General features: G+C 60.3%; 14 protein-coding genes and 4 tRNA genes. 8 read left to right on the top strand and 10 right to left on the bottom strand.

From position 1 onward, the window contains the following. Position 1: 1 nt before the first annotated feature. The 3 genes from HU743_RS16825 to yacG are packed head-to-tail and all read left to right on the top strand — an operon-like array spanning position 2 to position 1,691. Positions 2 to 874 (top strand): A24 family peptidase, encoded by an 873-nt coding sequence (locus tag HU743_RS16825; protein ID WP_186649931.1) that lies wholly within the window; start codon positions 2 to 4, stop codon positions 872 to 874. Next, a complete protein-coding gene (gene coaE, locus HU743_RS16820) occupies positions 871 to 1,494 on the top strand; it encodes a dephospho-CoA kinase (protein WP_186649928.1) in 624 nt (207 codons plus the stop codon). The genes HU743_RS16825 and coaE overlap by 4 nt, the downstream gene beginning before the upstream one ends. Further along, entirely contained in the window at positions 1,491 to 1,691 is a 201-nt protein-coding gene (yacG, locus tag HU743_RS16815; protein WP_186546895.1) for a DNA gyrase inhibitor YacG, read from the top strand. Before coaE ends, yacG begins: the two co-directional genes overlap by 4 nt. Before the next feature lie 6 nt (positions 1,692 to 1,697). On the opposite strand, the gene HU743_RS16810 is transcribed toward yacG, so the two are convergent. Continuing rightward, entirely contained in the window at positions 1,698 to 1,913 is a 216-nt protein-coding gene (locus HU743_RS16810; RefSeq protein WP_186649925.1) for a hypothetical protein, read from the bottom strand. Positions 1,914 to 1,978: 65 nt separating this feature from the next. Continuing rightward, positions 1,979 to 2,668, bottom strand: a complete 690-nt coding sequence (locus HU743_RS16805; RefSeq protein WP_186649923.1) for an energy-coupling factor ABC transporter permease — start codon at positions 2,666 to 2,668, stop codon at positions 1,979 to 1,981. Positions 2,669 to 2,871: 203 nt separating this feature from the next. Here HU743_RS16805 and HU743_RS16800 point away from each other — a divergent pair, with 203 nt between their 5' ends. The 4 genes from HU743_RS16800 (at position 2,872) to HU743_RS16785 (ending at position 5,609) form a co-directional block, all read left to right on the top strand. Then, entirely contained in the window at positions 2,872 to 3,498 is a 627-nt protein-coding gene (locus HU743_RS16800; protein WP_007909887.1) for a DUF1780 domain-containing protein, read from the top strand. Then, a complete protein-coding gene (locus tag HU743_RS16795; protein WP_186649911.1) occupies positions 3,495 to 4,022 on the top strand; it encodes an MOSC domain-containing protein in 528 nt (175 codons plus the stop codon). The genes HU743_RS16800 and HU743_RS16795 overlap by 4 nt, the downstream gene beginning before the upstream one ends. Positions 4,023 to 4,073: 51 nt before the next feature. Then, the gene (locus HU743_RS16790) at positions 4,074 to 4,247 is read left to right on the top strand and encodes a DUF3094 domain-containing protein (RefSeq protein WP_007909875.1); all 174 of its coding nucleotides are present in this window, start codon (positions 4,074 to 4,076) and stop codon (positions 4,245 to 4,247) included. A gap of 63 nt (positions 4,248 to 4,310) precedes the next feature. Further along, positions 4,311 to 5,609 carry an NAD(P)/FAD-dependent oxidoreductase gene (locus tag HU743_RS16785; RefSeq protein ID WP_186546891.1) on the top strand — a complete coding sequence of 433 codons (1,299 nt, stop codon included), beginning with the start codon at positions 4,311 to 4,313 and terminating at the stop codon, positions 5,607 to 5,609. A 208-nt stretch (positions 5,610 to 5,817) separates the two neighbouring features. On the opposite strand, the gene HU743_RS16780 is transcribed toward HU743_RS16785, so the two are convergent. From HU743_RS16780 to rluD, 8 genes are all read right to left on the bottom strand, one after another. Further along, positions 5,818 to 7,443 carry a methyl-accepting chemotaxis protein gene (locus HU743_RS16780; RefSeq protein ID WP_186649908.1) on the bottom strand — a complete coding sequence of 542 codons (1,626 nt, stop codon included), beginning with the start codon at positions 7,441 to 7,443 and terminating at the stop codon, positions 5,818 to 5,820. A 161-nt stretch (positions 7,444 to 7,604) separates the two neighbouring features. Next, positions 7,605 to 7,681, bottom strand: a tRNA-Pro gene (locus HU743_RS16775). Between the two features lie 97 nt (positions 7,682 to 7,778). Next, positions 7,779 to 7,854 (bottom strand) — tRNA-Lys (locus HU743_RS16770). A 5-nt stretch (positions 7,855 to 7,859) separates the two neighbouring features. After that, positions 7,860 to 7,936 (bottom strand) — tRNA-Pro (locus tag HU743_RS16765). A gap of 9 nt (positions 7,937 to 7,945) precedes the next feature. Then, positions 7,946 to 8,021, bottom strand: a tRNA-Asn gene (locus tag HU743_RS16760). A gap of 297 nt (positions 8,022 to 8,318) precedes the next feature. Further along, a complete protein-coding gene (gene clpB, locus HU743_RS16755) occupies positions 8,319 to 10,883 on the bottom strand; it encodes an ATP-dependent chaperone ClpB (RefSeq protein ID WP_016773142.1) in 2,565 nt (854 codons plus the stop codon). 130 nt (positions 10,884 to 11,013) lie between these two features. Continuing rightward, a complete protein-coding gene (gene pgeF / locus HU743_RS16750; RefSeq protein WP_186546889.1) occupies positions 11,014 to 11,736 on the bottom strand; it encodes a peptidoglycan editing factor PgeF in 723 nt (240 codons plus the stop codon). Continuing rightward, a complete protein-coding gene (gene rluD / locus HU743_RS16745; RefSeq protein ID WP_186622402.1) occupies positions 11,733 to 12,695 on the bottom strand; it encodes a 23S rRNA pseudouridine(1911/1915/1917) synthase RluD in 963 nt (320 codons plus the stop codon). Before rluD ends, pgeF begins: the two co-directional genes overlap by 4 nt. Before the next feature lie 151 nt (positions 12,696 to 12,846). Here rluD and HU743_RS16740 point away from each other — a divergent pair, with 151 nt between their 5' ends. Next, positions 12,847 to 13,863: an outer membrane protein assembly factor BamD gene (locus HU743_RS16740; protein ID WP_186532466.1), complete on the top strand. Its 1,017-nt coding sequence runs from the start codon at positions 12,847 to 12,849 to the stop codon at positions 13,861 to 13,863. Positions 13,864 to 13,907 lie beyond the last annotated feature (44 nt).

Below are 13,907 nucleotides of genomic sequence, written 5' to 3'. Positions count from 1 at the left end.
CATGCCTCTCGACGAACTCTTTGCCCTGTATCCGCTGGCCTTTGTCTGCACCGCGTTGCTGCTGGGGCTGGTGGTCGGCAGCTTCCTCAATGTACTGGTCTGGCGCCTGCCGAAAATGCTTGAGCGCGATTGGCGCGAGCAGGCCCATGAGGTGCTCGGCTTGCCCGCGGGTCAAGCGTTGCCGACCTACAACCTGCTGTTGCCGCATTCCCAATGTCCGCACTGTGCACACCGAATCCGCGCCTGGGAAAACATTCCGCTGCTCAGTTACCTGTGCTTGCGCGGGCGCTGTTCGGCCTGCGCTGCACCGATCGGTAAACGCTATCCGCTGACCGAACTGGCCTGTGGCCTGCTGTCAGCCTTCATTGCGTGGCACCTGGGCTTTGGCTGGCCGGCCTGCGCGCTGATCGTGCTGACGTGGGGGTTGCTGGCGATGAGCCTGATCGACAGCGAGCATCAACTGTTGCCTGATGTGCTGGTGCTGCCGCTGTTATGGCTGGGGCTGATCATCAACAGTTTCGGGTTATTTGTGCCGTTACACGATGCGCTGTGGGGCGCGGTGGCCGGATATATGGCGCTGTGGTCGGTGTTCTGGCTGTTCAAGCTGATCACCGGCAAGGACGGCATCGGCCATGGCGATTTCAAACTGCTGGCGCTGCTCGGCGCCTGGGGCGGCTGGCAGATACTGCCGCTGACGATTCTGCTGTCCTCGCTGGTGGGCGCGTTGCTCGGCGTGATTGTGCTGCGTCTGCGCAAAGCGCAGACCTCGACGCCGATCCCTTTCGGCCCCTACCTGGCAATTGCCGGCTGGATTGCCTTGCTCTGGGGTGGTCAAATGACCGACTTCTATTGGCAGTTTGTCGGTTTGAAATGAATACCCCTGTGGAAATACCCTGGATCCTCGGCCTGACCGGCGGCATCGGCAGCGGCAAAAGCGCGGCAGCCCAACACTTCATCGACCTCGGCGTGCATGTGGTGGACGCCGATCATGCGGCGCGCTGGGTGGTCGAGCCAGGCCGCCCGGCGCTGGCGAAAATTGCCGAACACTTCGGTTCCGGCGTGTTGCAGGCCGACGGTACGCTGGACCGCGCCGCCCTGCGCAAACTGATCTTTGAAGTGCCCGAGGAGCGTCGCTGGCTCGAAGCCTTGCTGCATCCATTGATCGGCGAGGAAATCGCCCATCATCTGGCGCTGGCACAATCGCCCTACGCGATTCTGGTGTCGCCGTTGTTGATAGAATCCGGCCAATACGCGATGACCCAGCGCATCCTGGTCATCGACGCTGCGCAACAACTGCAGATCGAACGCACCTTGCAGCGTGACCAGACCAGCGCCGAGCAGGTCCAGGCGATCCTCAAGGCGCAATCGAGCCGCGAAGACCGCGTGAGCCGTGCCGACGATGTGATCGTCAACGACCGCGACCTCGCCTGGCTGCACAGCGAGGTCGAACGGCTGCATCACTTTTACCTGACTTTATCCGGAGGCCAAGCATGAGCCACATTCCAACCGTTGAATGCCCAACCTGCGGCGCACCCGTCGAATTCACCCCGAAAAGCGAATTCCGTCCGTTCTGCTCCCATCGCTGCAAACTGATCGACCTCGGCGCCTGGGCGTCGGAAGAACACAAGATTCCGGTTGCACCGGATGCTGAAGACGAACTGTTCTCGGGCGATTTCGACCCGCGTCACTGACCCCGATCAGGGCCGCATGAAGCTATAGTCCTGACCATCGTCGAGGTTTTCCGCCAGAAAACGCAACTCGTCGGCGAGGTCTTCGGCGTTGCGCACAGCCTTGCTCTGCTGCACCACCGCGCTGAGCAAGGCGCGCAAACTCAGGCCCAGGTCGAAGCCCACTTCCAGCGCCATGTCCAGATTCTGCCGGGTTTCCTGCCGCGCCCATTCGTAAACGCCCATGCCACTACTCCTGAAGGGATTTGCGCGAGCATGAAATCTCTCCGGCGTGGCCGGTTTGATGTGGATCAAGACTTCGGCTCGTCGTCCTTCCACGGCGCCGAGAGGTAACGCGTGCGGTTGAAGGTCTCCAGCCATTCCGGGGAAAACACCACCAGCGCACTGACGATCATGCCGTTGATGAAAGCCTCGGGAAACAACAGCAGCCACAGATAACCGACGAAATCCTCCAGCCATTCCGGCATCGCGAACAGGCCGTCGTACCACAGCAGCGTCAGGCTCAGGACCAGGCACAACAGGCCAGACAAAGCGGCTGCGAAGAACCCGGAACAAAAGATGTAAACGAACGGGTTTCGTGGCTGCGCACGCTCGACCAGAATGGCCACACACTCGGTGACCAGCACCGGCAACAGAATCAGTAATGTGCCGTTGACGCCGACGGCTACAAGGTCCTGACGCCCCAACAGCACCAGCCCCATCTGCGCGACCAGCCCGCCGACAATCGCCAGCGGCCAATCGAGCAGCAACGTTACCGCCGTCATGCCAATGAAGTGATAGGACACGCCGGTATCGAAATCCCTGCGCACCAGCCACAGCAGAAACAGCGCGAATACCGTGCCGAACAGCAAGTGCTGCCGGCGACTGTCGCTGAACAGCTCGACCCATGGCGCGCGCGCGATCGCCCACAGCAGCACCGGCAGATAAATCAGCCAGCCGAACGTCAGGCTTGTCGAGGACAGCAGTTCAGCTCCAATCATGACCCTTCACCTGCTATTCGACACATCCTTTGTAGGAGCTGCCGAAGGCTCGGGCAGCGATCGGACGATCTTTTAATCTTGTTTTATAAAAGCGAAAGATCGCAGCCTTCGGCAGCTCCTACAAGTGCGCAATCGCAAGACGTTTATATCTGGGCCGATGCAAAGCTTTCTGCTTGTCGCATTTGGACGCTAAGCTTGGGCCTATGGATGACTCAGATTATTTACGCCTGCTGACCATCGCGGCCGAGCAAGCCAACGCGTTCCTGTCCAATGCCCGCAAATGGGAGCGTGAGCGTTGGGTCTGCCAGCGCCTGCTGCAAGGCTTGAATATCCCCTACCGCGCCGATGAATTCGCGCCGGCCGGTGAGCCGCCGGACGTACTGTTTCGCGATGCCAATTTCGAAGTATTTTTCGTCCTCGATGAAGGCCGCCGCCTCAACGATGAATGGCGCGACGAATTGCAGCGTCGGCGGAGCGCGTTTTCCCTCAGCCAACTGGTGCGCCGCGAAGCCAAGCCCAAGCGGATCCCGGCCAATGAATTTCTTTTGCGCCTGGCGCCGACGTTGCGCAAGAAAGCCCACAACTACAAGGAGCGCGGCATGGACCTGGGCGAACTGGACATCATCGCCTTCGCCAGCCTCAAGCGCGAAGTGCTGGACCTCAACAGTCATTTCCCGCCGCCGACCGAATACCTGCGTCAGGGCTGGCGCTCGCTGTCGCTGGTCGGCCCGACGTTTGCCCGTGTGTTGTTCGCTCACCCTGATGCGCCGGATTTTTTGCGCAGCAACCTCGGTCGCAGCATCGTCTTCGACGTAGGCATCAGTCTGTGACGCCGCTGCAGCAACTGATCGCCGAGGTGCCGCAAGCCGGCCGGGTGCGCTGGATCGGCGTGCGTCCTCAGTCCCGTGGGCCAATGATTGAACTCGATGCGGTCGAGGCGCGCCTGGAAGCCGGACTGACCGGAGACCACGCCCGCCCCGGCGTTCGCAACGCGCGACAAGTGACGCTGATCCAGTGGGAACACCTGGCGGTGATCAACGCATTGATGGGCCGCCCCGACGATCAACCGATCAGACCTGAAGATCTGCGGCGCAATCTCGTTATAAGCGGAATCAATTTGTTTAGCCTAAAGGGGCGGCGCTTTCGCATCGGTCAGGCGATACTCGAAACCACAGGCTGGTGTCAGCCCTGCGCACGCTTGCAGAACAACCTCGGCCCCGGCACTTTCCAGGCCGTACGCGGGCACGGCGGAATCACTGCGCGAGTGCTACAGAGCGGCATCATTCGCCTCGACGACGACGTGCGCGTCGAACCGGTCCCGGACAGCGGCTATGCTGCGTTCAACCCCGGCTAAAAACCGCTGTAGCTTCTGCCCATTCAGTAACGTCTACCTGACGAGGCAAATATGACCAGCCGCCTGAACCCCGAAGACCAAAAGCATGTCGAAGAATACCTGCAACTGTCCCAACACCGTGTCGAGCGCCGGCCATTCCGGCCGTGGATGCTCCTGGTGCTGGTACTGGCAGTGACCATTGGTCTGGGCCTGTTGAGCCGATTTATCAGTTACCTGACGCTATGAGTCGCTTCGCACTCGCTCGGGCAACTGCACAGATTTCCTTTAAAAACCTTGCGAGTTATCCCTATGTCCCATCGTATTGTCATTGTCGGCGGCGGCGCCGGCGGTCTGGAGTTGGCTACCCGTCTGGGTAAGACCCTGGGCAAACGCGGCACAGCCAGCGTGATGCTGGTCGACGCCAACCTGACGCACATCTGGAAACCGCTGCTGCACGAAGTGGCCGCCGGCTCCCTCAACTCCTCGGAAGATGAACTCAACTATGTTGCCCAGGCGAAATGGAACCACTTCGAGTTCCAGCTGGGGCGCATGAGCGGTCTCGACCGCGCGCAGAAGAAAATTCAACTCGCTGCCACTTATGACGAAAACGGCGTCGAACTGGTGCCCGCGCGCGAAGTGCCATATGACTCGCTGGTGATCAGCGTCGGCAGCACCACCAACGATTTCGGCACTCAGGGTGCAGCGCAGCATTGCCTGTTCCTCGATACCCGTAAACAGGCCGAGCGCTTTCACCAGCAACTGCTCAATCACTATTTGCGCGCCCACGCCGGGCAAACCGATGTGGTCGAGCAGATCAGCGTGGCCATCGTCGGCGCTGGCGCCACGGGCGTCGAGCTGGCCGCAGAGCTGCACAACGCCGCCCATGAACTGGCGGCTTACGGTCTGGACCGGATCAAACCGGAAAACATGCACATTACGCTGATCGAAGCCGGCCCACGGGTGCTGCCGGCGCTGCCGGAACGCATCAGCGGACCGGTGCACAAAACCCTGGAGAAGCTCGGGGTCAATGTCATGACCAACGCCTCGGTCAGCGAAGTCACCGCCGACAGCCTGATCACCGCCGACGGCAACGAGATCAAGGCCAGCCTGAAAGTCTGGGCCGCCGGTATTCGTGCCCCGGGGTTTCTCAAGGACATCGACGGTCTGGAAACCAACCGCATCAATCAGCTGCAAGTGCTGCCAACCCTGCAGACCACCCGCGACGAAAACATTTTTGCCTTTGGTGACTGCGCGGCCTGCCCGCAACCGGGTACCGATCGTAACGTGCCGCCACGTGCTCAGGCGGCGCACCAACAGGCGTCATTGCTGGCGAAGTCGCTGAAACTGCGCATCGAAGGCAAGACCCTGCCGGAGTACAAGTACACCGATTACGGCTCGCTGATTTCGTTGTCGCGTTTTTCCGCTGTGGGTAACTTGATGGGCAACCTGACCGGCAGCGTGATGCTCGAAGGCTGGCTGGCGCGGATGTTTTACGTGTCGCTGTACCGTATGCACCAGATGGCACTGTACGGGCCGTTCCGCACGGCAATGCTGATGCTGGGCAGCAAGATCGGTCGTGGCACCGAGCCGCGTCTGAAATTGCACTAAGGCCAGCGTCTGTGGGAGCTGGCTTGCCAGCGATGGCGCCGGGTCAGTTGATATTTCTGTTGCCTGACCCACCGCTATCGCGGGCAAGCCCGGCTCCCACAGGTTTTCGTGCTGCTCGCAGATCCAGCGCATTCGCGAGCAGGCTCGCTCCCACCTTTGATCTTTATTCCAAGCCCCGCATCGCGCGGGGCTTTTTATTGGCTGTCGATTACAGCTGGAAGCGTCTCACCATGCCCTGCAGGGCGTTGGCCAGTTGCGACAGTTCATGGCTCGACGCACTGGTCTGATCGGCCCCAGCAGCGGAGCGCACCGACAGATCACGAATGTTCACCAGATTGCGATCAACTTCGCGCGCTACTTGCGCCTGCTCTTCAGCGGCGCTGGCGATGACCAGGTTGCGCTCGTGAATCTCGTGCACCGAAGCCGTGATCGTCACCAGTGCCTCGCCCGCCCGCTCAGCCAATACCAGCGTGCTCGCCGCACGGGATGCGCTGGCCTGCATGGAATCCAGCGCCAGGCTCGACCCGCTGCGCATGCCCTGCACCATCTGCTCGATCTCTTGTGTCGATTGCTGGGTGCGATAGGCCAGCGCGCGCACCTCGTCGGCCACTACCGCAAAACCTCGCCCGCTTTCACCCGCGCGTGCCGCTTCAATGGCGGCGTTGAGCGCCAGCAAGTTGGTCTGTTCGGCGATGGCGCGAATCACATCGAGCACTTTGCCGATGTCTTGTGACTGATTCGCCAGCGACTGCACCAACTCACCAGTGTGTTGCACATCGCTGGCCAACGCATTGATCGCGCTGGCGGTTTCGCTGACGCGTTCCTGGCCCAACTGCGCCGACTGACTGGATTGGCGCGTGGCATCGGACGTCGACACGGCGTTGCGCGCCACCTCCTCCACCGCAGCGGTCATCTCGTTGACGGCGGTGGCGGCTTGTTCGATTTCATTGTTCTGCTGTTGCAGCCCTTGCGTGCTGTTGACCGTGACCGCGCTCAGCTCGTCAGCGGCCGTGGCCAGTTGCGTGGCCGAGCCGCTGATGCCCTGCAGGGTTTCGCGCAGGTTCTGCTGCATGGTCGCCAACGCTTTGAGCAAACGGCTCACTTCATCGTTGCCATGAGCCTCGATGGGCCGGGTCAGATCGCCCTTGGCCACGCTTTCGGCAGCATCCACGGCGCTGCTCAGGGGGCGCACGATACTGCGCGTCAGCAACATCGCCAGCGTCACCGTGGCCAGCGCTGCCAAAGCAATGAACAGGCTGACGATGGTGCGCGAGGTTTGATAATGCGCGGCGGACTTCTCGCTCTCGGCAGCCACTTGCCGGGCAAACAAGTCAGCCAGATCGTTGAGTTGCTTGCCGGAACCGTCGACCACCGTTTTCATATCGACCAGCAGCAATCTGGTCAGCTCGTCCCGCTTGCCTTGCTCGGCGAGGGTGAACGACTGGGCGATGCCGGTGCGATAAGCGGCGAAGGTAGTCTTGAACTGGTCATACAGTTGCTGGCCTTCCGGGGTATCGACCAGTTTGTCGTAGGCGGCGATTTTCTCGCTCAGCTCTTTGTCCCGGGTGTCCATCTGGCCACGATAGGTGGCGATGTTTGCAGGATCCTGATCCAGCGCCATGCGCAGGGAAATGGTGCGGATACGCAGCATCAGCTCGCGGATCTCGTCGCCACCGCGAATGCTCGGCAACCAGCGGTTCTCCACCGCCACCTCACTGTCGCGAATACTCGACATCTGCCCCAGCGCAAACACCCCAAGCATGGCCACCAACACCGCAATCAGGGCAAAGCCCAGCGCAGCCCGTGGAGCAATATTCAACCGACGAAGCAACATGACGAACGCCCTTATTCTTGTATTGGCCAGATTCAGGGGCGAAGCGTTGGCAGTCCCCTCGTGTTAGCGGGCTATCGGCAGGTTGTATGACGACTTGAAGGGATTCGGCTTTCGACGGGCAAAAAAAATCCCCGTATCTTTCGATACGAGGATTTTTAATATGGTCGGGGTAAGGGGATTCGAACTCCTGACATCCTGCTCCCAAAGCAGGCGCGCTACCGGACTGCGCTATACCCCGGTAAAAAAAAGGCGACCTTTCAAAGATCGCCTTCTTCGATCAGCGCTTTTGGCCTCTGATCTTAAGATTCGATCCCAGCGTTAACTGGTTTCAAAAATGGTGGGTCGTGTGGGATTCGAACCTACGACCAATTGGTTAAAAGCCAACTGCTCTACCAACTGAGCTAACGACCCAAAAATGGTCGGGGTAAGGGGATTCGAACTCCTGACATCCTGCTCCCAAAGCAGGCGCGCTACCGGACTGCGCTATACCCCGATTTGAAATTGGCTCCGTGACCAGGACTCGAACCTGGGACCCAATGATTAACAGTCATTTGCTCTACCGACTGAGCTATCACGGAACTGCATATTTCAATTTACAACGGTGAAGCTTTGCTACATCTCGCCACCCGTTCGCATCGCTGCGTTCGTGTGTCTGAGGCGCGCTATTCTACAACCTAGAACACCTCTGTCAACCCCCTAAATTGCTTTCAAGTTAATGATTTGCAACTTATTTCAGATTCCAGCCCAGTGAGCTGAAACGCTGTTGGTGACTGACTGCGGGGCGCACTTTACAAGCCTTTTCCTTTGAGTTCAACAGCCTGGCGAAAAAAAGGCCTCGCAATGCGAGGCCTTCCCTGTTTCATTGCCGCCGAGGCTTAGCCGAAAACGATTTCGTCGTTCTCGACCTTGCCAGTGGCCGTGTCGCCGGGCATGAAATGACCCGACAGGATCAACTGCGCCAGCGGGTTTTCGATCCAGCGCTGGATCGCCCGTTTCAACGGCCGTGCGCCATACACCGGGTCGTAACCGACGGCGATCAGCTTGTCCATTGCCTCCGGACTCAGCTCCAGCTTCAGCTCGCGCTCGGCCAGACGACTGCGCAGACGGCCCAACTGGATCTCGGTGATGCCAGCGATCTGATCGCGTGCCAGCGGCTCGAAAATCACCACTTCGTCGACCCGGTTGATGAACTCCGGACGGAAATGCGACGTCAGCGCGTCCATCACTGCGGCACGCTGCGCCTCACGATCACCGACCAGTTCCTGGATCTGCATGGAGCCCAGGTTCGACGTCATGACGATCACCGTATTGCGGAAGTCCACCGTACGACCATGGCTGTCGGTCAGACGGCCATCCTCAAGCACTTGCAGGAGGATGTTGAACACATCCGGGTGCGCCTTCTCGACCTCGTCCATCAGGATCACCGAGTACGGCTTGCGACGCACCGCTTCGGTCAGATAGCCGCCCTCTTCGTAGCCGACGTAGCCTGGTGGCGCACCGATCAGGCGAGCCACGGAATGTTTCTCCATGAACTCGGACATGTCGATCCGCACCATCGCCTCTTCGGTATCGAAGAGGAACTCGGCCAGCGCCTTGCACAGCTCGGTTTTACCGACACCGGTCGGGCCGAGGAACATGAACGAACCGCTCGGACGATTCGGGTCGGACAGCCCGGCTCGGGAACGCCGCACGGCGTTGGCGACAGCGACGACTGCTTCTTCCTGACCGATCACCCGTTTGTGCAACAGGCTCTCCATCTTCATCAGCTTGTCGCGCTCGCCTTCGAGCATTTTCGACACCGGGATACCGGTCCATTTCGACACGACTTCGGCGATCTCTTCTTCGGTCACCTTGCTGCGCAGCAACTGGTTTTCGCTCTTGCCGTGCTGGTCGACCATTTGCAGGCTGCGCTCCAGATCCGGGATCACCCCGTACTGCAACTCGGCCATGCGGTTCAGATCGCCTTTGCGGCGTGCGGCTTCCAGTTCCTGGCGCGACTGTTCGATCTTCTGCTGAATCTGCGCAGAACCCTGTACCTCGGCTTTTTCCGAGTTCCAGATTTCCTCCAGATCGGAATATTCACGCTCGTGACGCTCGATTTCTTCCTGGAGTTTTTCCAGGCGTTTCTTCGCCGCGTCGTCGCTTTCTTTCTTCAGTGCCTGGGATTCCACCTTCAACTGAATCAGGCGCCGCTCCAGACGGTCGAGCACTTCCGGCTTGGAGTCGATCTCCATGCGAATGCGGCTCGCCGCCTCGTCGATCAGATCGATCGCCTTGTCCGGCAACTGCCGGTCAGTGATATAGCGATGGCTGAGCTTGGCCGCGGCGATAATCGCGCCGTCAGTGATAGCCACCTTATGGTGAACCTCGTAACGTTCCTTGAGGCCCCGCAGAATCGCGATGGTGTCTTCTTCGCTCGGCTCGTCCACCAAGACTTTCTGGAAACGTCGCTCGAGCGCCGCGTCCTTCTCTATATATTGGCGATACTCATTGAGCGTGGTCGCGCCAACGCAGTGCAACTCGCCGCGAGCCAAGGCTGGCTTGAGCATGTTGCCGGCGTCCATCGAGCCTTCGCCTTTACCGGCGCCGACCATGGTGTGCAGTTCGTCGATGAACAGAATGATCTGCCCTTCCTGCTTCGACAGCTCGTTGAGCAAGCCTTTGAGGCGCTCTTCGAACTCACCGCGATACTTGGCGCCGGCAATCAGCGCGCCCATGTCCAGCGAGAGCAGGCGCTTGCCCTTGAGGCCGTCCGGCACTTCGCCGTTGATGATGCGCTGGGCCAGACCTTCGGCGATTGCGGTTTTACCCACGCCCGGCTCACCGATCAGCACCGGGTTGTTTTTCGTACGGCGCTGCAAAACCTGAATGGTCCGACGAATTTCGTCGTCACGGCCGATCACCGGATCAAGCTTGCCGTCTTCGGCGCGCTTGGTCAGGTCGACGGTGTATTTATCCAGTGCCTGACGCGACTCTTCGTGGTTGGCGTCATTCACCGCTTCGCCGCCACGCAGGTTGTTGATCGCGTTTTCCAGGGCTTTCTTGCTCACGCCCTGGCCGAGCAGCAACTTGCCCAACTTGCTGTTCTCATCCATCGCGGCGAGCAGCACCAGTTCGCTGGAGATGAACTGATCACCTTTCTGCTGGGCCAGACGGTCAGCCTGATTGAGCAGGCGCGCCAGATCCTGCGACATGTTCACGTCGCCAGTCGGGTTCTGGATTTTCGGTAATTGATCGAGCTCTTTGGTCAATTCTTTGCGCAAGCTGTTGACGTCGAAGCCGACCTGCATGAGCAGCGGCTTGATCGAACCGCCCTGCTGTTCAAGCATGGCTTGCATCAAGTGCGCCGGCTCGATGGCCGGATGATCGTGGCCAACCGCCAACGACTGGGCGTCGGACAAGGCCAACTGTAATTTGCTGGTTAAACGGTCAATACGCATGGGTCACCTTCCTTTTGAGCAGGCCGGACCTAAGAAACCATCCTGAATAAAGAAACCTGCCAGATACCGCTATAGATGCGGTCGATTCTGCAAGATTCAAGCGTCGGAGAGTTGATGCAGATCAGACAGTCTAGCGGGTGAGCCAGATCAGGGAGGCAAAGCGACCGGTGCGCGAAGCACGGCGATACGAGAAGAAGCGCGGATCAGTCACGGTGCAGAATCCGCCACCATAAACAGCAGTGACACCACGCTCAGCCAGACGCAGGCGCGCCAACTGATAGATGTCGGCCATGAACTTGCCGGCATTGCTGCTCGGTACAAAGGCTTCGGCTGCTTCAGGCAACTGACTGACGAAGACTTCGCGCACTTCCGCGCCAACTTCAAAGGCCTGCGGGCCGATGGCCGGGCCGAGCCAGACGAGAATGTCTTCAGGCGCAACATCGAGGCTATCGAGGGTGGCTTCAAGCACACCCGCCGCCAGACCGCGCCAACCGGCATGAGCCGCAGCGACGCGAGTACCCGCACGATCGCAGAACAAGGCCGGCAGACAATCCGCAGTCATCGCCGCGCAGGCGATACCCGGCGTTGCGGTCCAACTGGCATCTGCAGTCGCAACAATGCCCGGATCAGCATGCGCGACGGTAATCCCATGCACTTGCTGCAACCAGGCAGGCTTTATAGAGAAGTGATCGGTCAACCGCCGACGGTTCTCGGCCACCGCCTCCGGACGATCATCGACGTGATCGCCCAGATTGAGGCTGTCGAACGGCGCCTCGCTGACACCACCCTCACGGGTGGTGACACAGGCTTTGACGCTGGCCGGCGCAGGCCAGTCCGGCGTCAGCCAGTTCATCCGATGAACGCCTCGCGATCCTGCTTGAGCAGGGTCAGCAGCCAGACGAAATCTTCCGGCAGCGGCGATTCCCAGCTCATGCGCTCACCGCTCGTCGGGTGATCGAGTTCCAGGAAGCGCGCGTGCAGGGCCTGACGCGGGAAATGCTTGAGCGATTCCACCATGGTCGGGTTCGCCGCCGGGGGAATGCGGAAACGCCCGCCGTACGCCGGATCGCCGACCAACGGAAAGTTGATGTGCGCCATGTGCACGCGAATCTGGTGGGTGCGACCGGTTTCCAGTTTGACCCGCACGTGAGTGTGGGAACGGAAGCGCTCCAGCACGCGGTAGTGGCTGACGGCAGGCTTGCCACCTTCCATCACCGCCATGCGCTGGCGCTGCTGGCCGTGACGACCGATCGGCGCGTTGATCTTGCCACCGGCAGTGACCACACCGATCACGATGCACTCATAGATGCGGCTGACGCTGCGGCTCTGCAACTGCGCGACCAGTTTGGTCTGCGCCTGAATGGTCTTGGCCACCACCATCAGACCGGTGGTGTCCTTGTCCAGACGATGCACGATACCGGCGCGCGGGACATTGATGATGTCCGGCACGTGGTGCAGCAAGGCGTTGAGCAAGGTGCCATCGGCGTGACCGGCAGCCGGATGCACCACCAGGCCCGCAGGCTTGTTGATCACCAGAATGTCGTCATCTTCATAGACGATGTCGAGTTCGATGTCCTGGGCGATCCACTCGCCCTGGGCCTCCTGCTCGGCAGTCAGTTCAAGGATGGCACCGCCATGCACGATGTCGCGCGGGCGGATGACCGCCCCGTCCACAGTCAGGCGACCTTCTTTGATCCAGGCGGAAAGGCGCGAGCGTGAGTGCTCAGCGAAGAGTTGGGCGGCGACTTGATCGAGGCGTTGGCCGCCCAATTCGGACGGCACCTCTGCGCTAAGTTCAATTTTATCGGACATGCTCGGACTGGGCGTCGGCACAGCCTTTGGTTTCGGCTGCGCGCTTGTGGTTAAATACGGCGTCTTTTGCCCCGAGGCTTTTCAACGGGGCGCTCATCATAACAGGACGGCCCCGCCCAAGACAGCGGCCGTCATAGGGACGCAAGCCGCCATGCAAGTGAAACACCTGCTGCTGATCGCCATCCTCGCATTGACCGCTGCTTGCTCATCGAAGGAAGTCGTAGACGAAAACCTCAGCGAAGCCGAGCTGTATCAGCAGGCTCAGACTGATCTGGACAACAACAGCTACACCAGCGCCACAGCCAAGCTGAAGGCTCTGGAGTCGCGTTATCCGTTCGGTCGCTACGCCGATCAGGCCCAGCTGGAGTTGATCTACGCCAACTACAAGAACGCCGAGCCGGAAGCTGCAAAGTCTGCCGCCGAGCGTTTCATTCGTTTGCATCCGCAGCATCCGAACGTGGATTACGCGTACTACCTCAAGGGTCTGACTTCGTTCGACCAGGACGTCGGCCTGCTGGCGCGCTTCCTGCCGCTGGACATGACCAAGCGTGACCCGGGCGCCGCCCGCGACTCGTACAACGAGTTCGCCCAGCTGACCAGCCGCTACCCGAACAGCCGCTACGCGCCGGACGCCAAGCAGCGCATGATCTACCTGCGCAACCTGCTGGCGGCCTACGAAATCCACGTGGCCGATTACTACCTGACCCGTCAGGCCTACGTCGCCGCCGCCAACCGCGGCCGCTACGTGGTGGAAAACTTCCAGGAAACCCCATCGGTCGGCGACGGCCTGGCGGTGATGACCGAAGCCTACCAGCGCCTGCATCTGGACGACCTGGCCGCCACCAGCCTGGAAACCCTGAAGCTCAACTACCCGGACCACCCGAGCCTGCAGGACGGCCAGTTCGTGCCGCGTGTTGCCGAAGCCGACAACCGTTCGTTCCTGAGCAAGGCGACCCTGGGCCTGATCGAATCGCGTCCACCGCTGCCGCCGGGCGAAACCCGCGCCAACCAGGACGTGCAGAAGCAGTTCCAGGACGCGAAAGATGCGATCCCGAACGAGCTCAAGCCTAAAGACGAGAACGGCGACGTGATCGAAGAGCCGGAGCCGGAATCCACCGATACCGACCGCTCGTGGTTCAGCTACATGACTTTCGGCGTGTTCGACTGACCACACCGGCTGTATGAAAAAGGGAGATCTGCGGATCTCCCTTT

The organism is Pseudomonas sp. SWRI99 (assembly GCF_014270125.1).
GTDB lineage: Bacteria > Pseudomonadota > Gammaproteobacteria > Pseudomonadales > Pseudomonadaceae > Aquipseudomonas > Aquipseudomonas hamedanensis.
This window is presented reverse-complemented; position numbering and strand designations above follow the sequence as displayed.